The 20,628-nt window shown below is 28.3% G+C and carries 16 protein-coding genes and 1 tRNA gene; 5 read left to right on the top strand and 12 right to left on the bottom strand.

All coding sequences use genetic code 11. The annotated features are described in order from the left end of the window. Window positions 1-31 precede the first annotated feature (31 nt). Both OCV55_RS00880 and OCV55_RS00875 read right to left on the bottom strand, forming a co-directional pair. Window positions 32-247 carry a hypothetical protein gene (locus OCV55_RS00880; RefSeq protein ID WP_022002891.1) on the bottom strand — a complete coding sequence of 72 codons (216 nt, stop codon included), beginning with the start codon at window positions 245-247 and terminating at the stop codon, window positions 32-34. 12 nt (window positions 248-259) lie between these two features. Then, window positions 260-1,045 (bottom strand): ZIP family metal transporter, encoded by a 786-nt coding sequence (locus tag OCV55_RS00875; RefSeq protein ID WP_147579519.1) that lies wholly within the window; start codon window positions 1,043-1,045, stop codon window positions 260-262. A 104-nt stretch (window positions 1,046-1,149) separates the two neighbouring features. Here OCV55_RS00875 and OCV55_RS00870 point away from each other — a divergent pair, with 104 nt between their 5' ends. The 4 genes from OCV55_RS00870 (at window position 1,150) to OCV55_RS00855 (ending at window position 10,669) form a co-directional block, all read left to right on the top strand. Next, a complete protein-coding gene (locus tag OCV55_RS00870; RefSeq protein ID WP_147579518.1) occupies window positions 1,150-3,054 on the top strand; it encodes an NAD(+) synthase in 1,905 nt (634 codons plus the stop codon). Between the two features lie 108 nt (window positions 3,055-3,162). Beyond that, complete coding sequence (locus tag OCV55_RS00865; RefSeq protein ID WP_147579517.1) at window positions 3,163-5,946, top strand: PD-(D/E)XK nuclease family protein; 2,784 nt, start codon at window positions 3,163-3,165, stop codon at window positions 5,944-5,946. Beyond that, on the top strand, window positions 5,933-9,529 hold the full coding sequence (locus OCV55_RS00860) for a UvrD-helicase domain-containing protein (RefSeq protein ID WP_147579516.1): 3,597 nt from the start codon (window positions 5,933-5,935) through the stop codon (window positions 9,527-9,529). Before OCV55_RS00865 ends, OCV55_RS00860 begins: the two co-directional genes overlap by 14 nt. Before the next feature lie 9 nt (window positions 9,530-9,538). Next, the gene (locus tag OCV55_RS00855; RefSeq protein ID WP_147579515.1) at window positions 9,539-10,669 is read left to right on the top strand and encodes a glycerate kinase family protein; all 1,131 of its coding nucleotides are present in this window, start codon (window positions 9,539-9,541) and stop codon (window positions 10,667-10,669) included. Here OCV55_RS00855 and OCV55_RS00850 read toward each other — a convergent pair. The 5 genes from OCV55_RS00850 to OCV55_RS00830 form a co-directional block, all read right to left on the bottom strand. Next, entirely contained in the window at window positions 10,666-11,523 is an 858-nt protein-coding gene (locus tag OCV55_RS00850; protein ID WP_147579514.1) for a DMT family transporter, read from the bottom strand. The two genes, OCV55_RS00855 and OCV55_RS00850, sit on opposite strands and share 4 nt — an antisense overlap. A gap of 39 nt (window positions 11,524-11,562) precedes the next feature. Further along, window positions 11,563-11,772: a cold-shock protein gene (locus tag OCV55_RS00845; protein ID WP_022002898.1), complete on the bottom strand. Its 210-nt coding sequence runs from the start codon at window positions 11,770-11,772 to the stop codon at window positions 11,563-11,565. Window positions 11,773-11,839: 67 nt separating this feature from the next. Next, window positions 11,840-12,511, bottom strand: a complete 672-nt coding sequence (locus OCV55_RS00840) for a YiiX/YebB-like N1pC/P60 family cysteine hydrolase (protein WP_032090510.1) — start codon at window positions 12,509-12,511, stop codon at window positions 11,840-11,842. A gap of 8 nt (window positions 12,512-12,519) precedes the next feature. After that, entirely contained in the window at window positions 12,520-14,658 is a 2,139-nt protein-coding gene (locus OCV55_RS00835) for a Tex family protein (RefSeq protein WP_147579513.1), read from the bottom strand. 10 nt (window positions 14,659-14,668) lie between these two features. Beyond that, window positions 14,669-15,079 (bottom strand): NUDIX hydrolase, encoded by a 411-nt coding sequence (locus OCV55_RS00830; protein WP_022002901.1) that lies wholly within the window; start codon window positions 15,077-15,079, stop codon window positions 14,669-14,671. 101 nt (window positions 15,080-15,180) lie between these two features. On the opposite strand from OCV55_RS00830, the gene pepV reads away from it, so the two are divergent. Then, window positions 15,181-16,548, top strand: coding sequence for a dipeptidase PepV (pepV, locus tag OCV55_RS00825; protein WP_119363693.1), 1,368 nt, complete (start codon window positions 15,181-15,183; stop codon window positions 16,546-16,548). A gap of 61 nt (window positions 16,549-16,609) precedes the next feature. Here the strand turns inward: pepV and OCV55_RS00820 are convergent. The 5 genes from OCV55_RS00820 to ftsE all read right to left on the bottom strand — a co-directional run bounded on the left by OCV55_RS00820 (window position 16,610) and on the right by ftsE (window position 20,615). Then, window positions 16,610-16,694 (bottom strand) — tRNA-Leu (locus OCV55_RS00820). 47 nt (window positions 16,695-16,741) lie between these two features. Continuing rightward, complete coding sequence (gene metA / locus OCV55_RS00815) at window positions 16,742-17,686, bottom strand: homoserine O-acetyltransferase MetA (protein WP_032090514.1); 945 nt, start codon at window positions 17,684-17,686, stop codon at window positions 16,742-16,744. 14 nt (window positions 17,687-17,700) lie between these two features. Then, window positions 17,701-18,945 carry a deoxyguanosinetriphosphate triphosphohydrolase family protein gene (locus OCV55_RS00810; protein ID WP_147579512.1) on the bottom strand — a complete coding sequence of 415 codons (1,245 nt, stop codon included), beginning with the start codon at window positions 18,943-18,945 and terminating at the stop codon, window positions 17,701-17,703. A gap of 75 nt (window positions 18,946-19,020) precedes the next feature. Beyond that, on the bottom strand, window positions 19,021-19,932 hold the full coding sequence (gene ftsX, locus OCV55_RS00805; RefSeq protein WP_032090516.1) for a permease-like cell division protein FtsX: 912 nt from the start codon (window positions 19,930-19,932) through the stop codon (window positions 19,021-19,023). Further along, window positions 19,932-20,615 carry a cell division ATP-binding protein FtsE gene (gene ftsE, locus OCV55_RS00800; RefSeq protein ID WP_022002906.1) on the bottom strand — a complete coding sequence of 228 codons (684 nt, stop codon included), beginning with the start codon at window positions 20,613-20,615 and terminating at the stop codon, window positions 19,932-19,934. Before ftsE ends, ftsX begins: the two co-directional genes overlap by 1 nt. Between the last annotated feature and the right edge of the window lie 13 nt (window positions 20,616-20,628).

Raw genomic sequence — 20,628 nt, 5'->3', positions numbered from 1 at the left:
ACTTTTCGTTTTGTCAACTATCAGTTGACATTTAGATATTTGTTTTAAAAAAGCTTATAATTCCTACAACAATTAATAAAACAAAGGCAAAATAAAGCAAACCACATGAGACCATCACCATTAAAGTAATCGGCAATAAAATAATCGTTAAAACAAATTTTGAAAGTCCCCAAGCTGCCTTTAAGCCAAAGAAAAATAATTTTCCAAAAATGTAAAACATCAAAATCATAAATAAAAAATAGAACATTTTAATCTCCTCTTATCCTAAAAAAACATCCATTAACATCATGATCACAAAACCACTCAAAACACCAAAAGTTCCGACATGACTATGTTTACCAAGCTGTGCTTCTGGAATGAGTTCTTCTACTACAACATACATCATCGCTCCTGCAGCAAAAGATAAACAAATAGGTAATATTGTTTGCATAATATGTATCGTAAAACCGGCAATGACTCCTGCAATCGGTTCAACAATTCCTGAAAGGCTTCCATAAACAAAAGCTTTTGTTCGTGACATTCCTCCTTGTTTTAAAGGAAGGGAGATCGCTGCTCCTTCTGGTAAATTTTGTAATCCAATTCCTAGTGCCAAAGCAAATGCGGAAGCCAGAGTAATACTTGAATTGCTTGCCGCAATCGCAAAAGTTAATCCCACCGCAAAACCTTCAGGAATATTATGAAGGGTTACCGCTAAAACAAGCATGGTATTTTTTCCTAACATACTTTTAGGACCTTCTGGCTTATCTTCATTTAAATGTTGATGAGGAATTACATGATCTAAAAAAAGTAAAAAGAGTGCCCCTATAATAAAGCCTCCTCCTAAAATAAGAGCACTGTTTTGTCCATTAGTTTCTGCCATTTCCATGGAAGGAATCAATAAAGACCAAACAGAGGCTGCAATCATAATGCCTGCCGCAAATCCTAAAAAAAGTTGTTGATAAAAATCTTTGATTTCATCTTTAAAGAAAAAAACCAACGCACTTCCTAAAGTAGTCATTAAAAATGTAAATAAGGTTCCAAATAATGGATATAATAATGTATTCATAAATTTCTCCTTCTTCTTTTATTATAAAGATTTTGAATATTTTGCATAATGATATGCTAAAATAATTATGTTTTTGTTATAATAAGGACAAATGGAGGAATTTTATGAAAGATGGATATATAAGAGTTGCCAGTGCATCAATTGATACACTTATTGGCAATGTTAAACATAATGCTAATGAAATTAAAAAGGTCTTAAAAGAAACAAGAGAAAAGAAAGCACAAGTGGTTGTTTTTCCTGAACTTGTTTTAAGTGGTTATACTTTAGAAGATTTATTTTTACAAAATCGTCTTTTAAATGAATGTCTTGTTCAATTAGAAGAAATTATGCATGATACAAAAGGACACCAACAAATTGTCGTTATTGGTTTACCTTTTCATTATCAAAATAATTTATATAATGTATCTGCTGTTTTATATGATGGAAATATTTTAGGAATTGTTCCTAAATATCATATTCCAAATTATAATGAATATTACGAAGGCAGACGTTTTACACCTTGTTTTGAAGATAATATTGAAATTGAGCTTTTTGGACAAATTGTTTTATTTGGTCGTAAAGTAGTTTTTGCTTGTCAAAATTTACCAAGTTTTACATTAGGTGTAGAAATTTGTGAAGATTTATGGCTTCCAAATGCGCCAAGTAATGAACTTGCTTTAAATGGAGCAACGGTCATTTGCAATACATCTGCCAGCAATGAATTAACTGCTAAAAAAGATTATCGAAGAAACCTTGTTTCAATGCAATCAGCAAAACTTGTTTCAGGATATGTTTATAGTAATGCAGGAAGTGGAGAAAGTACAACCGATGTAGTTTTCTCTGGGCATCATTTAATTTGTGAAAATGGAACGATTATTAATGAAAGTACTGGTTTTGATGCTGAAGTGATTTATGGTGATTTAGATGTTGAAAAACTTATTAGTGAAAGAAGAAAGATGACAACTTATCAATCTCATCATGATTATGACTATGTTTACTTTGATATGGATTTGATTGATATTGAAACAAATCATTACTATGATCCTCATCCTTTTGTACCAAGTAATCCTGCCCTTCGAGAATTACGTTGTAAAGAAGTCTTTGAAATTCAAACAAGAGGTTTAATGCAAAGATTAAAAGCTACTCATATAAATAAAGTCGTAATTGGTATTTCAGGTGGCTTAGATTCAACACTTGCACTCCTTGTTTGTGTCATGGCATTTGAAAAATTAGGTTATGATAAAAAGAATATTTATGCAATTACCATGCCTTGTTTTGGAACAACATCACGTACAAAAAATAACGCTTTAGGTCTCATGGAAGAACTTGGAGTGACAAGTCAAACTGTCAATATTGCTGAAGTTGTAAGAATGCAATTTAAAAATATTGATCAAGATGAAAATGTACATGATGTTACTTATGAAAATGTTCAAGCCCGTGAACGTACTGAAATCTTAATGAATAAAGCAAATCAAATTGGTGGACTTGTCATTGGAACAGGTGATTTAAGCGAAGTTGCTTTAGGTTGGTCAACTTATAATGGTGATCATATGTCCATGTACGCTGTCAATGTTTCGGTTCCTAAAACACTTGTGCGTTATCTTGTGGACTATGTTTCTTCTCTTTATAAAGGTCAAGTTCTTGAAACAATTTTACAAGATGTTTTAGATACTCCTGTATCTCCTGAACTTCTTCCTCAAGAAGATGATAAAATTGTTCAAAAAACAGAAGATATCGTTGGTCCTTATGAACTCCATGATTTCTTTATTTATCATATGGTACGTTTTGGTGATGAACCTCGTAAACTTTATAAAAAGACAAAACTTGCCTTCAAAGATAAATATGATAAAGATACAATTAAAAAATGGTTACGTTTATTCTACTGGCGTTTCTTTAGTCAACAATTTAAACGTAGTTGTATCCCCGATGGTCCAAAAGTTGGATCTGTCGCTTTATCACCTCGTGGTGATTGGCGTATGCCAAGTGATGCCAATGTTCAAATATGGCTTGATGAAGTCGAAAGAATTTAGAACTGCTTGCAGTTCTTTTTTTATTAACTCCTTATTTTATCCTTTTAATAAGAGTTTTCACTAAATATTTAAATCTATCTATGATAAAATAAAGCAAGAGGTGACATTATGCATATTTATAACTCAAATCACTATAGTTCAACAATAAAACAAATCATAAATGATTGTTTACACTCTGCAAAAGAAAATCCTTTTGCTATTCATTACGTCATTGTTGATGATCCTAAATATTACGAAGAAATTTTCTTAAAATGTACAGATACCCTTTTTAATATTGAACTCATGACATTATCGTCGTTTTATCAAAAGCTTCTACAAATATATCATCAAGATTTTAGAAAAAAAACAGATATTCAAAATCTTTTAGAAATTATTAAAATGAATAAAGAAGATACCTCTTCTTTATTTCATTTAAGCGCTAATCATGTTTTAACAGCTAAACAAATATTAGATATTTTTAAAAGTTTCTATCTTTATAATATTCAAGAAACAACAAAAGAGTTACCAGATTTATCAAAAGAAAAAATTAAAACACTTTTCAATTTATATCATCAATTTGATCAAACTCATTTTTTAGAACATGATCTTATTTATTCACTTATTGATGAAAAGTGCCACAATTATTATTATTTTCTAACAAATCAAATAACAATTCCTAAAAATCAAGCACTTATTCAAAAGCTTGATCAATATGGTCATGTTTTTATTTATCAAGATACAAAAGAAAATGAAATTCTTGATTATACAGGTTATGTCACAAATCATTTATTTGATTCATCACATACAAAAAGTGATTTTGAACATCCTTATCAAATCTTAAAAGCATCAACGATTCAAGAAGAAGTCAAACAAGTTGTTTTTGATATTAATACATTACTTAAAGAAAATGCTTTACGTGATTTTGTGATTTATTACCCAAATGATGATTATTATCGTCATCTTTGTCGTATTTTAGATCAATTTAACCTTGCATATAATCGAAAAGAAACAATCACTAATCAAGCTTTTCAAGTTGTTAATATGCTTTTACAATATTGCCTAAGTAAAGATGAAACATATCTTTTAGATGCAATCAGTTCTTTATATTTATTAAATTTTCAAGATCATCAATATGTATCTTATTTAAAAAATTTATATACTTTACAAGGTTTTATTGATGATGAAAATTATCTAGCATTAAAAAAAGCAGTTTTAAAGATTCAAGGTCATGATTTATCATCCTATTCTTTATCTTTGATTGATCTTATTGAACACTCTTTTTGTAAAAATGAACTTGTTTATGCTTTACTTTCAAGTTTAAAACTTGAAGGAACTGAACCTCTTTCTTTAAAAGAATATTTAAGTTTACTTCAAGAAATGTTTTCTAAAAAAACACATTCTCTTAAGGAAAGCTATGACAGTCTTTATTTACTTAATTACAATCAACCTTACAGTGAACTCTTACAAGCAAAATATGTTTATTGTTTAGGTTTAAATGAAACAATTATTCCTCAAGAATTTAAAAATACCAATTTACTTTTAAATCAAGAAGCACTTGCATTAAAGTATCCTACAACCTATGATGCACTAAATAAACATCAAAATACTTTAAGACATCTTTTTTCTTGTCACCATCAAAAAATCATTTTAAGTTATGCATTAAGAGATTTAAATGGTGGAGATTTGGTTGTTTCATCGATTATTCAAAAATTAACGAAATTATTTACGATACCAACTTTTAAAAAACATATACTTATTCATCCTTCATTAAAAGAAGATTATTATTTAAAAGGACATCAAGATGATTCATTATCTGTTTTAAATCATCATCTATTGGTTTACAAACAATCCCATCATCAAGTATTACCAATGCATATCAATCATCAACATAATCCTCTTTCCGCAAGTAAATTAGAGGTCTATAACCAATGCCCTTATAAATACTATCTACAATATATGTTAAAAGTAGATTCTATAAATAATTCTTTAATACAAAGTAATGAAATCGGTACTTTAGTTCATTATGTTTTAGAAAAAAATCATCATTATTTCAATAACTATCAAGCTAAAAACTTTGATTCCTTAAAAGAAGATATTCATTTAAGTATTCAAAACTATTTAAAGACTCATATGTTAAAGAAATATACTTTGAAAAAAAATCAATTCTTTTTAAAACTGATTGAAGATGACTTATATAATACAATTATTGTTCTAGCAAAACAGATGCAACATGGTTTATTTGAACTCTCTGCTTGTGAAGAAAGAGTTTATGATAAGATTCAAGATATTGAACTTAAAGGTTTTATTGATCGTGTAGATTTATATCAAAATTATTTAAAAGTCATTGATTATAAATCTTCGAATAAAGAATTGAATTTAGAACTAGCACGTTTAGGATTTAATATGCAAATGTTGATTTATTTAGAAATGTTATCAAAGAATAAAAACTATGATAAAGGCGCTGTTTTGTATTTTAATACAAAGAAAAGAATGTTAAAAAGTGAGATTTCTATTTTAGAAAAACAAGATCCTGAAAGTTTTTTTAAACTTTATAAAATGGATGGCTATAGTGTAGATGACACTTATTTAGAAATTGATCATGAAATGGAACAAGAAAGTGATATTATCAAGATCAAACTTAAAAAAGATGGTAGTCCTTATAGTAACGCTAAAATTATTTCTCATGATGAATTAGATACCCTTTTACAAGAAATCACTTTACACATTCAAAGTCTTTACCAACAAATGATTACTGGAGATATTCGTATTTATCCAACACGTAGTGATAATCCAAACATTGATATGCATATTAATCCTTGTCGTTTTTGTCATTATAAAGCCATTTGTAATTATGATATTTTCTATAATGAAGATCATCAAATTGAATTAGGAGGTCAAAATGAAGAAAGATAAAAGTTTAAATGATGAACAAAATCTCGCTGTTTATAGTCGTGGAAGTTCTATTTTAGTTTCAGCACCTGCTGGTTCTGGAAAAACAAAAATTCTTGTTAATCGTATGATGTCTTTAATTGAAGATGATCATGTAAGTGTAGATTCTTTACTTGTTTTAACTTTTACGAAAGCAGCTGCTTTAGAAATGAAACAAAGACTCGTAGAAAGTTTAAATAAAAGAATTCATATTGTTGATGATTCTTTAAAAGTACATTTAGAAAAACAAAAGATATTATTAAATGATGCTTATATTACAAATTTTCATTCTTTTTGTAGTGATTTATTAAGTCAATATGGCTATACAATTCATTTGGATTCTAAGTTTGAAATTCTTGAAAACCCTACTTTAATTAAAGAAAATATTTTAAATCAATGTCTTGAAAAATGGGTTCAAGAAAAAGAATTTTATGATTTTTATCAAGAAAATTATACTGGTTATCAATTTAATTCTTTTAAAGAAATTCTTTTTCAATTAGATAATTTATCACATACTGTTTATCATTTTGATGATTATTTAGATCAAGTGAAAATAAAACTTTATGATCGTGTCATCAATGATCAAACAATTGAAGATACGCCTTTTGAAAAACCATTAAAAAAAATATTACACGAAGCTTTTCAAGAAGCCTATGATAGTTATTTAAAGCTTGAAGATTATTGTCAAACATATGGTTTAGGTTTTTACTTTGAAGAAACAAAGAAATTACCTGCACCACATACTGTTTTAGAAAATTATTTTCAAAATTTAAAAGAATGTTTTAATCAAGGAAAATATTTTTCAATGGGTATAGAAATTGAAAAACATCGTATGGCTAGTTATAAAGATGTTGATGATTCAATCAAAGAAACATATAAATCCTTATTAGATCAAACTAAAAACACTTTTAGTAAAGCTTATCAAAAATGTATGCCTTCTTCGATTGAAGAATTAAGTGAGGTTTTAAAAGTTTCTTATCGCCATTTAGAAATCTATTTAAAATATCTTAAAGAATTTCAAAAAGAATACCAAGCTTATAAGAAATCTCTTTCTTATTTAGATTTTAATGACCTTGAACAATATACCCTTCAATTATTAAGTGAAAATCAAGGGGTTGCTCAAACTCTTTATCAACAATTTCATGAAATTATGATTGACGAATACCAAGATACAAATGAAATTCAAGAAAATTTGATTTTATTAATTTCTCGTTTTCAAGAACCTGAAATTAATCGTTTTATGGTTGGGGATATGAAACAATCGATTTATCGTTTTAGAAAAGCGGATTTAGATATTTTTAATGAAAAATATCTCACTTATGGTCTTGAAGATAATAATCAAAGAATCGATTTAAAATTCAATTATCGTTCAAATAAAATTGTTCTAGATAGTATTAACTATATCTTTAATGCGATTATGGATCGTCGTTATGGTGGTTTGGAATACGACAATGATCCTCATGCCCAACTAAATTACGACTTTTTACGAAAAGAAAAATGTGATACTGATGAAAAATTACAACAAGCCATGTTACGTTACGATCAAGAAAAACGTTTCGATAGTGAAATCATGCTGGTTTTAAAACCCGAAGATGAAACAGTGGATATGATTGAATATGAAGCAAAAATGATTGGAAAAAAAATTCATGAGATGGTTGGTCATCTTGAACTTGATTTTTATACTGGAAATCGTTTGGCAAAGTATCAAGATATTGTTGTTTTGATGAGAAATGTTGCTAATTTTATAACTTATAAAAAGGTCTTTGATGCTATTTCTATTCCGAATTTAATTGTTCTTACTAAAGGATTTTTTGAAAGTAATGAAATTTTAGATTGTGTTTACTTTTTAAAAGCATTAGATAATTGTTTAGATGATTTGGCACTTATTTCATTGCTTAAAGGAAATTATAAAAAAACACGCTTTGATGAAAACTGGCTTTACCTTCATAAAATAGAAAATACATCTATGTATGAATCTTTAAAACAAGCAGCCGATCAAGAAGCAATTGATTTTTTAAACTATTATCATAAAATGCAAGAATTTGCTAGAAATCATCCAGTATATGAAGTTTTAGAAAAATTTATTAAGGAAAACGAATATGATCTATTTATCAGTTCTCTTTATAATGGTAAACAACGCTATGCCAATGTTCAACTTTTAATTGAAATGTTGAAAGCAGATGAAGGTCTTTCTTTATATCAAATCGTTCATAAATTTGAACAAACAATGACTTTAGGAATTGATTATAAACCTGCTACCCTTTCAAGTGATGGTGATGCTGTTACTTTTATGACGATCCATCAATCAAAGGGACTTGAATTTCCTATCGTAATCGTTAATCAAATGAACCATCAATTTAATTTTGCTGATGGAAAAGCACCTTTAATTCAAGATAAAAATTTAGGAATCATTTTAAATCCTCATCAAAAACAAGATTTAGGAGATTTTCAAAATGTCCTTATTGAATATCCACATCCTTTACGTGGTATCTTTTCAACAGTTCTTGATAATGAAACCATTAATGAAGAAATGCGTATTCTTTATGTAGCTCTTACAAGAGCATCTCAAAAGTTGATTTTAACGGGGGGTTTAAAAGAGATTAATATGATTGAAAAATGGCAAAAACAAGTCATTGATTATGCGCTGGATGCTTCATGTCATCTTTTACCTGCAACGATTCGTAAATCAAATCAAATGTTGAATTGGATCATGCTTGCTTTAATACGTCATCCTGATTTTATTCAACAATGTATTGATTTATCATTATTTGATGAAAAAATTAAAAATTATTATGATTTGGATCAAGTAAAAAATAACGCTTTACAATTAAAACTTTATCAAGAAAACACGATGCAACTTAATACCTGTCATTCTAAATTTCATACATCAATTATTGATGTTCATACAATTGATGAATATATCTATCCAACAAGTCAAATAGAAAATAATGATCGAGAACTTTATTTAAAAAATAGTCAATTTAATTATCAAAACAAAGCACCTTTTGATAAAACAGTAGCAGTTACTTCTATTATTGATGATGGAAATCGTTTTTTTGAAAGAGATGATGAAGAAAATGAATCATCAATGAAAGCAACTGATCGAGGAACTCTTGTTCATTTATTTTTAGAATTATATCCTTTAGATAAAGAATTAAATTTTGAAGAATGTTTTCAAAATATTATACAAAGATCTTTATTTAATGAAGAAGCGAGAACTCTTTTAAATCAATATAAAGTTCATTTAGAAAGCTTTATTGAAAGTGATATTTATCAATTGATGTTAAAAAGTTCATATTGTTATAAAGAAAAAGAATTTTCATTTTTAAATGAAAATAAACAAATTATTCATGGTATTTTTGACGTTTTATGTATTAACGAAGACAAAATAACAATCATTGATTATAAGACAGATACATTAGCTAAAAATAGTTCTGATGAACTCTTAAAAGAACTTCATCAAGGTCAAATGTATTATTATAAAAAGATTATGAAGCAAATGTTTCCAAATAAAGAAGTGGAAGCTATTGTTTATTATTTACACATTCATCGTTATGTTACACTTTAGGAGGTTTCTATGAAAATATTAATTGCAAGTGATTCTTATAAAGGAAGTTTATCTTCTTCAGAAGTATCTAAAAGTATTCAAAAAGGATTTAAAGAAGTTTTTGAAGATGTTTCTTTTAAAACGCTATCAATGGCTGATGGAGGAGAAGGAACAACACAAGCTATTGTTGAATCCTTAAATGGTCAATATATAACAATTGACTGTCATAATGCCTTACAAGAGCCTATTCAAGCAAGCTATGGTATCACTAGTCAAGGAGCTATTATTGAAATGGCAAGTGCTTCTGGACTGCCTCTTGTTAAAGAAAAGAAAATTAGAGAAGCAAATACAAAAGGAACTGGTGAACTTATTAAAGATGCACTAGATCGTCATTGTCAAAAAATCTATCTTGGAATTGGCGGTTCAGCTACCAATGATGGTGGGATTGGAATGGCTCATCATTTAGGAATTCGTTTTTTAGATAAAAATCACCAAGTTTTAGAACCTATTCCTGAAAACTTACCTTTCATTGAAGATATTGATACTCATCAACTTGATTCTCGAATAAAAGATACACAAATCATCGTCATGTGTGATGTAACAAATCCACTTTGTGGTAAAACAGGTGCCAGTACTATCTATGGCCCTCAAAAAGGAGCTAATGAAAAGGATATTCAATTTTTAGATCAAGGATTAAAACATCTTGTAGAAATATGTATTAAAAAAGGCTATCAAGATTATAGTGAAGAAGCTGGTTCTGGAGCTGCTGGTGGTTTGGGATTTGGTTTAATGACGTTTTTAAATGCTAAACTACAAAGTGGAATTGAAACTGTTTTAGATGTTGTTCATTTTGATGAATACGTCAAAGATTGTGATCTTGTTATTAGCGGTGAAGGACGTATTGATCATCAATCAATGTATGGAAAAGTACCTACTGGAGTGAGTCAAAGAGCAAAAAAATATGGTGTTGACACAGTTTGTATTGTTGGCTCTATTGGAGAAAATGTTGGTGATATTTATGATTATATTACCACGATTGAAAGTTGTATCGATCATTGTTGTCCTTTAGAAGAAGCTTTAGAAAATGCTGGTGAAAATGTTTATAAAGCTGCTTTTAGGCTTGCAAGAAGTATCCAATTAGGGCAAAAGATGCGTCACTAAACGCATCTTTTTTGTTTCATAAAATTCCAAAAAGCAACTCCAATGATAATTATATAACCGATTACACTATAAACATCAGGTACTTGATTTAATAAGAAAAATCCAAGTAGAGCTGCAAAAATAACTTGTGTATAATCATAAATCGATATTTCTTTAGCAGGTGCATATGTATAAGCATTCGTAATTGAAAATTGTCCTCCTGCTGCCATTAATCCTGCCATGAGTAAACAACCAATTTGTTGAAGTGTCATAGGTTGAAAATGAAAAATTAAATAAGGTACAACAGATAAACATGAAAATAATGAGAAAAAGAAAACAATTTTTGCTCCAGCAACACCTTGTTGTCCTAATTTTCTAACACAGGTATAAGCAATCCCTGCTCCCATCGCTCCTAAAACTCCAATAAACGAATTGATATTACTTACAAAATGAATAGAAGGTTTAATTACAAATAAACTTCCTATAAAAGCAATCACAACTGTTACTTTTTGAATCGTATTTGCTTTTTCTTTTAAAAATAATGAAGAAAAGATAATAACGAAAAATGGTGATAACTTATTAAGCATAGATGCATCACTTACTAATAAATGATCTACTGCATAAAAATTACATAAGATACCTATCGTTCCAAAAGTAGAACGTAAAAGCAACATCGGTATATCCTTCTTTTGATAGGTAAAACCTTCTTTACTTTTAATTAGAATAATAAATGCAAAAAGTGCTGCAATTAAATTACGAAAAAAACTTTTTTGAATAGATGATAAATCACCTGATAACTTAACAAAAACATTCATACTTGCAAAAAAGAATGCTGCCATCATAATAAATAACATTCCCTTTTTTGTATCGTTCATAAAATACCTCCTTAAAACAAAAGAATAAGGACACTGTCCTTATTCAGTAATTTTAACAACTTGATGTGCTTGAAGACCACGATCTCCTTCAACTAATTCAAACTCAACCTTTTGTCCAGGATCAATTGTTTTAAATCCTTCTTGAACAAGTTGTGAATAGTGGAAGAAAATATCTCTTTCTTCACCTTCCATGTTGATAAATCCAAAACCTTTATCTTTGTTAAAATTCTTTACAATACCAATAGCCATGAACACTTCTTCTCCTTTTTTTATCTACTTAATATTTTACATCATATTGCTTATCTAGACAACCATATTATTCTAAAATTAAAACATTTTTCACCAATTTTTTTTCTACAAGTTCTTCTATTAAATCTGTTGGTGAAATAATACGATATTTAAAAACTTGTGTTTGTTTAGAAAGAGTGATATTCATTTTTTTTAATGAACAAACCACTAGCTCACTACAATATAATTCTTGATCACTTGATAAATCCATTTGATAATCATAAGGATAATTTAAATAATCTAAAGCATTTTTCAAAAAATCTTTAATAAAAGTATTCTCTTTTAAAAAACGAAAACATGTCATGGCTTTTAAATAAGACTCATTTTTTAAATTAGCCATTTGATCAAAGGTACGTATCTGTACACCTCCAACATTTGCATCTAAAACAAGTATTTCCTTTTGCGTTTTATACATCTTCATGATTTTTTCATAATATGGAAAAGAAGTATCCAAAAGTTCTTGAACTTGTTTTAAACTTCCTAAATAGATAAGTGTATGTTTCCACCTACCAGGAATCGCAATATTTGAAATATAATGACTATTTTCAATATTAATAATATCCCCACATTGCAACTTTGAAAAATTTTCTGAAACCTCTTCATAACTAAAATTTTCCTTTTGAGTTGATACCTCGATATCTTTTTTTTGTGTACATCCCACAAGACATAAACATAATATCAAAGCATATATTCTATACACATCATCACCTAGATCATACTTAAACTTACTCTTTTTTTATTTAAATCAACATCTATGACATTGACTTCTACAATATCCCCTATACTTAAAACATCTAATGGATGTTTAATTCTTTGTTTTGACATTTTTGATATATGCACTAAACCATCATTTTTTAAGCCAATATCCACAAAAGCTCCAAAATCAACAACATTTCTAACAGTTCCTTCTAAAACCATTCCTGGTTTTAGATCTTCTATATGAAGAATATCTTTTTTTAAAAGTGGTGTTTGATATTGATCTCTAATTGAACGATTTGGTTTAATTAAACAATCAATAATATCATCTAATGTATATTGGTCAATTTTTAAAGTTTCTATAACTTCTTTTTTATTAATTTTTAATAATTTATCTTTAAGTTCCACTGTTCCTAAATCAGCTAATGATAATTGACATAAATTTAATAAATCTAAAGCTTGTTGATAATTTTCAGGATGAATAGCAGTAGCATCTAATGGATGATCACCATCTAAGACACGTAAAAAACCTATTGCTTGTGTATATGTTTTGGCTCCTAATTTTTTTACATTTTTTATTTCATTTCGATTATGAAATTTACCATGTTCATTTCGATATAAAACAATTTGTTGTGCTACACCAGCATTTAATCCTGCAACATATTTAAGTAATGACTTAGAAGCTGTATTGATATCAACACCAACATTATTTACTGTTTTTTCAACAACGAAATCCAATTGTTCTTCTAAATTTTTTTCAGGAATATCATGTTGATATTGTCCAACTGAAATTGCTTTGGGTTCAATTTTAACAAGTTCAGCAAGTGGATCTTGTAAACGTCTTGCAATTGATACTGCAGATCTTTCTTCTACATGATAATCTGGAAATTCTTCTTTAGCAATTTGACTTGCTGAATAAACAGAAGCACCTGCTTCAGAAATAATAGCAAATTCTACATTTAAATGATGTTCTTGAATAAGTTTAGCAATAAAGGCTTCTGATTCTCTTGAAGCAGTTCCATTTCCAATAGCAATAATTTCAATTTTATATTTTGAAATAATATCTAATAAAGTTTTAATATCTTTATCATAATTATCTTTAGGTAAAGTAATAAAGACTTTATCAATGTGTAAGACTTTACCTGTTTGATCAACAACTGCTAATTTACATCCTGTTCGATAAGCAGGATCAACACCTAAGACCATTTTATTTTTTAATGGTGCTTGTAATAAAAGATTTTCTAAATTGACTGAAAAGACTTTTAATGCTTGTTCATTAGCTTTTTCTGTTAATTCTTTTCTTATTTCTCTTTCAATAGAAGGGAATAATAATCTTTGATAACTATCTTCTACTGCTTTTTGAATGTATGGTAAAAGATTTGTTTCTCTGCTTTTTGTAACACCTCTTGTAATGTATTGTAAATAATAATCTTTATCTCCTTCTATATTTACATTGATTACTTTTTCTTTTTCAGCTCGATTGATTGCTAAAATACGATGTGATACTAAAGTTTTTACTTTTTCTTGATAGTTATAATACATTTCATAAACTTTATTTTCATCATCATGTTTTTTCTTTTCACTTGTTTTTAAAATACCACCTTTATAAAGCATATCTTTTAAAAACTTACGATATTTAATATCATCAGCAATATCTTCAGCAATAATATCTAAAGCTCCTTGAATGGCATCTTCTACATTTAAAACATCATCATTTAAATATTTTTTAGCTTCTACTAAAATATCTCCTTTATTTAAAGCTAAGATCCATTTAGCTAAAGGTTCTAATCCTTTTGCTTTAGCGGCTGTTGCTTTTGTTTTTCTTTTTTCTTTATAAGGACGATAAAGATCTTCAACTTCGCTTAATTGTGTAGCTTTTAAAATATCTGTTTTTAGTTTTTCATTTAACATTCCTTTTTCATCAATTAAACGAATAACATCTTCTTTTCTTTTTAATAAATTCACTTGATATTGATAATATTTATCAATTGTACGTATTTGATCTTCATCTAAAGCACCCGTTTTTTCTTTTCGATAACGTGCTATAAAAGGAACTGTATTACCTTCTTCTAATAAAGATAAAACTGCTTCAATTTGATGTACTCTTACATTTAATTCTTCACTAATTGTTTTAATAATTTCTTGATTCATATAAACCTCTTTAAATACTTGTATATTCTTTTAACGTATAGATAATATCTTGGTAAATTTCATCACATAAATAATCTTTTAATTCATCAATTGAACACCATTTATAATCTGTATGTTCAAAAGAAATAGAAACATGATCATCATCTGTAGATGCTAAATAACCAATACCTACTGTTTGATAATCCTTTCTTATTTTGGTAAAAGTATATGCTGGTTTAACAACATCGATCGTTAAACCCGTTTCTTCTTTCAATTCTCTTTTTAAAGCTTCATTCGGTGTTTCCCCATATTCTAAACCGCCCCCAGGAAGCTCCCAATATCCTAGTCCATCACTAGATGGTCTAACTCTTTTCATTAATAATACTTTTTGTTTAAAAACAACAATTCCTTTTACTGTAATATGAAATCTTATATTTTCCATTGATATTTCCCCCTATACTGTCTTTATCATAACATTATTTTATCAAATATGTTTAAAAATTATTATGAAAAATGTATAATATATGCTGAGGTGATTTTAATATGATTAACTTTAAAGAAGAAGTCGAAAAAAGAAAGGAACAGCTTATTCAAGATATTGAAACATTATGTGCAATTCCTTCCGTTTATAATGAAAAAACAATCGGTGAAAACCAACCTTATGGAAGTGAATGTAGACAAGCTCTTGATGCTATGTTAGCAATTGGAAAAAGAGATGGTTTTGTTGTACATGATGAAAATGGTTATGCTGGACATATAGATATTGGTGATCAAGAAGAAAGTTTTGGTATTTTAGGTCATTTGGATGTTGTTCCTGTTGATTCAAGAGGGTGGGACAGCGATCCATTTAAAGTGGTTCAAGCTAATGGTAAACTTTATGGTAGAGGTGTTGCTGATGATAAAGGACCTTTACTTGCTGGATATTATGCTGCTAAAATCATTCATGATTTAGATTTACCTGTTAAAAAGAAAATTCGTGTTATTTTTGGTTGTGATGAAGAACGTGGATCTTCTTGCGTTGAACATTACTTTACTAAGAATCCATATCCATCTATGGGATTTACTCCTGATGCTGAATTCCCTGTTGTTTATGGTGAAAAAGGAATTGTTCGTTTCCATATAACAGGAAATGTAAAAAAAGATGGATTGATTGCAATGGTAGCTGGTGATCGTGTAAATATTGTTCCTGGTGAATGTGAAGCAATTATCGAAGGCAATCATAAACAATATGAAGAATCATTTAAACAATTTTTAAGTGATCATCATGTAACTGGTATCATTGAAGAAGAAGGAAATTGTACAAAGCTTGTCTTAAAAGGAAAAAGCGCACATGCTTCTTTACCAGAAGAAGGAATTAACGCTGTAAGTTTACTTGCAACTTATTTAGATACTGTTATTAATAATAAACTTGTACATTTTATTGCAACTTATTTAAATGATTATTATGGAAAAGGTTTACAAATTAATCATGAAGGATTAATGGGTAAATTAACAATGAATTTAGGTGTTGTCAAATATGTTAAAGAAGATGCTGATATTGAATTAGACTTACGTTGTCCTCATGAAATTGATTTAAAGGAAATGTGTGATGGTGTAAAAGAATTATGTCAGTCTCTTGGATTAAATTTAGAAAGTGATATTCATGAACCACTTTATATCGATCCAAACAGTGAACTTGTTCAAAAACTTCATAAAGCTTATGTTGAAGTTTCAGGTGATACAGAAAGTCAACCACAAGCAATTGGTGGAGGAACTTATGCTAAATCAATGCCAAATTGTGTAGCTTTTGGATGCGAATTCAAAGATGAAGATAACGCAATTCATGGTAACAATGAAAACATAAAGATTGATTCATTATTAAAATCAACAGAAATCTTTGCTAAAGCAATTTATGATTTAATTAAAGAATAGAAATTTCTATTCTTTTTTTATACAAAAAAACTTATCTTCAAAGATAAGTTTATCAACTCTATGGTGCGGCCGACCGGACTTGAACCGGCACGACATAAGCCATAGATCCCTCAAACCTACGTGTATACCAATTTCACCACGGCCGCATCTAACATATTTAATTTAACACATTTTGAAGATAAAAACAAGACGACTATTTATTAGTCGTCTTCATTTTTAATAAATCATCTAAGTTATATGGTGTATTTTGATATACATAATAGTTAAGCCAATTTGAAAATAATAAATAGGCATGACTACGCCACTTAACTAAGATTTCATCATTGACATCATCATTTTTATAATAGTTTTTAGGCATTACACAATCCCCACCTTTAGCTAAATCACGGTGATATTCCTTATCTAATGTATCTGGATCATATTCTGGATGTCCTGTAACAAAAAATCTTGACCCGTCCTTTTCTGCTACCAAATAAACACCCGCATCGTTTGAAGAAGCTAAAATATCTAATGAATCAATTTTTTCAATATCTTCTTTTTTAACAGAAGTATATCTTGAATGGGGTGCATAAAATTGATAATCAAAACCTCTTAGAATTCTTCTTCTCATCTTTTCTGGATTTGTATGATGATGATAAACACCTGTTAATTTTTCTTTCAATTGGTATTTTTCAACACCATAATAATAATATAAAGATGCTTGAGAAGCCCAACAAATAAAGAATGAAGAAAAGACATTTGTATTGGCCCAATCAAAAATATTTGTAAGTTCATCCCAATAATCTACATCCTCAAATTTTAATTTTTCAACAGGAGCACCTGTTACAATCAAACCATCATACTTATTATCTTTAATTTCATTAAAGGTTTTATAAAATTCCATTAAATGTTCTTGTGATGTATTTTTAGAATTATGACTTTCCATGCATAACCAATCTACTTCAATTTGTAAAGGTGTATTAGAAAGCAATCTTAATAGCTGTGTTTCTGTCACGATTTTAGTTGGCATAATATTAACAATAATTAATTTTAATGGACGAATTCTTTGTGATAAAGCTCTTGTTTCATCCATAACAAAGATATTTTCTTCTTTTAATATTTTACTTGCTGGTAAATCATTTGGTATTTTTATTGGCATATGTAACTTCCTCTCTATGAAAATGAAATAAATTCATTAAATATTTTTAATATATAAGCATCTGACATTCCTGATAAATAATCTATAATACTTTTAGCCATTGCATTTTTATCATGTTCAAAATCATAAATAATATGATTTTGATATAATGGATTTCTATTAAAATGCTTCATTTGACTATACTTTTCTAACCAATGCATATATCCTTGAATAGTTACAGGATATTTTTTTTGATCTTTCTTTAAAGCTTCTAAAACATTTATTTGATTATCATTTGCTATCTTATCATATTTATATAAAAATTGAAAAATAGAATTTAAAATAAGTTGTACATAATTTGTGTGGACTTCTATACGATCAATTAGATAAATATTTTGATAATTGAATTTCATAATATACTTCATGACTTCAAAAGCTTCATCTGATAAGCATATTCCTTTCTCTATAGAAGAATTTTGACAAACATCTAATATAAAATAATTAACAATTGTTCCATTATTAATAGCATCAAAATGAGATTTTGTTAATTGATTTAGATGATTTCTTAAATCTTCTACAAGCTGTTCATCAATAATATTTAATCGTAAAGCATCTTCAATATCCCTAGCAAGATAAGCAATTTTATCTGACATTTTAACAACACAGCCTTCCCAAGTATAAGGATTGTATTGCCCAGGATATAAATAATCTTTTAAATCAATAGATTCATTCCTTTTAATAATTGCTTTTTGATTCATTTCTCCACAATGAGAAATAATTCCATCTCTTATAGCATACGTTAAATTTAAATTTCTACGAACATGATGATCATCTTCCAAAGTTTCAATTTGATCTACAAAATATAAACTATTTTTTTCATGCCAAAAATCTTGTAGACCATGTTCTTTAGAAATCTGATTAATGATCTTTTCTCCACCATGTCCAAAAGGTGCATGTCCTAAATCATGTCCAACAGCAATTGCTCTTGTAAGTTCTGTATTTAATCCTAAATAATGAGCAATAGTATAACTTACTGAATCCACAAGATTTACATGCTCACTTCTTGTACAAACATGATCATCTTCAACTGCAAAAAAAACTTGTGTCTTATGTTTCAATCTACGATAAGCAAGAGAAAAAATAATACGATTATAATCTCTAGAAAAAGGACTTCTTAAATCATTTTTTCTTTGATAAAGTGCTTCATTTCTTGAAATTGCTTGTTGATATTGAGGATGATTTTCATACATTGCTTCTTTTAAAAAACTATTTTTTGACATTTTTTATACCTCGCTTTTTTATTATATAAAAATTAAAAAAAAAGATAAAGAAAAAGATTATCTTTCGATAATCTTTTAGAATTTTAAGAATCTTCTCATTGAAACAAAACTTCCAATTAAACCTACTCCAGCACCTAAGCCAGCTAAAATAAATGAGAAATCTCTAATAAATGGCATTGGGGCTTTTAATACAAGCATTGATGACATTAATGAACCACCTGTATAGTTATATAACGCTCCATAACCATAAACAAGAACAAGAATTGGAATAATTGCTCCAAACAATCCAATGAGCATACCTTCTAACATAAATGGAATACGAATGTACCAGTTACTTGCTCCAACCATTCTCATAATTGAAATTTCAGTAGATCTTGCTGTAATTGTAATTTTAATTGTATTAGATATCATGAATAAGGCGACAATAACTAAACCAACAATAAAAACTGATCCAGCTTTTTGTATTGTATTCAATGTTGTGACCATACTTTGTGTAGAATCACCACCATAATTAACAGAATTTACATTAGGAATATCTTGAATCTTTTTAGCTAAACTTGCAAGTTTTGTTGGATCTTTTGCTTCTACTTCATAAGCAGAACCTAAAGGATTATCTTCACGATAAGACTCAAATAACGTCTTACCATCTTTACCTTGTTTATCGATAAGTTTATTCAACTCTTCATCTTTTGATGAATATGTAATAGATCCAACACCTTTAAGTTTTTTGATTTGATTCCCTACTTCTTTTTCAGCATTTTCATCAATCGATCTTTCTAATTTAACATAAATACGCACGCCATCTTCAATATTTGCTGAAATATCTTGAACATTAAGTGCTAAAACACTAATAACACCAATAAGTAATAAAGTAATTGTTACAGCAAAAATTGAAGAAAAAGACATTGCACCATTTCTCCATAAATTAACCAATGATTCTTTAAAATGTTTTGGTAAATTTTTTATACAACTTATTAATTCTTTCATTATAAATCATATCCTCCTAAAGATGTATCAGCATTAATGCAACCATCTTCCATTAAAATTGTACGTTTTTTATGTTCTTGTACAATCTTTTGATCATGAGTTACAACTAACACAGTTGTCCCTTGTTCTTCATTAATACGCATTAATACATTAATAATTTCTTTTGAAGTTTCTGGATCCAAGTTTCCTGTTGGTTCATCAGCAATTAAAACTTTTGGACGATTTACAATTGCTCTAGCAATTGCAACTCTTTGTTGTTGACCACCTGATAATTCATGAGGAAAAGCATTGACCTTATCTTCCAAACCAACAAGCTCTAATGTTGCTCTTACACGTCTTCTGATTTCTACGCGTGGTGTATCAATAACTTCTAAGGCATAGGCAACGTTTTCAAAAACTGTTTTTTTAGGTAATAATCTAAAATTTTGAAAAACAACACCTATATTTCTTCTAAAATAAGGTACTTTACTATTTTTAATTTTAGAAACATCTTGTCCCACAACTTCAACTTTTCCTGAAGTTGGTTTTTCTTCACGATATAATAACTTAATAAAAGTAGATTTTCCTGCACCAGTTGTACCGATAACATATACAAATTCTCCAGGTTCAATTGTAAGATTTACATCATTAAGTGCTCTTACTCCTGTTTTATAAATTTTTGTAACATTTGTTAGTTTTATCATTTCTATTCAGCTC

Origin of the sequence: [Clostridium] ammoniilyticum (genome assembly GCF_025566905.1) — a bacterium.
Classification (GTDB): domain Bacteria; phylum Bacillota_I; class Bacilli_A; order Erysipelotrichales; family Coprobacillaceae; genus Faecalibacillus; species Faecalibacillus intestinalis.
Note: the sequence above shows the minus strand (reverse complement) of the source record. Positions and strands in the feature narration are given on the sequence as shown.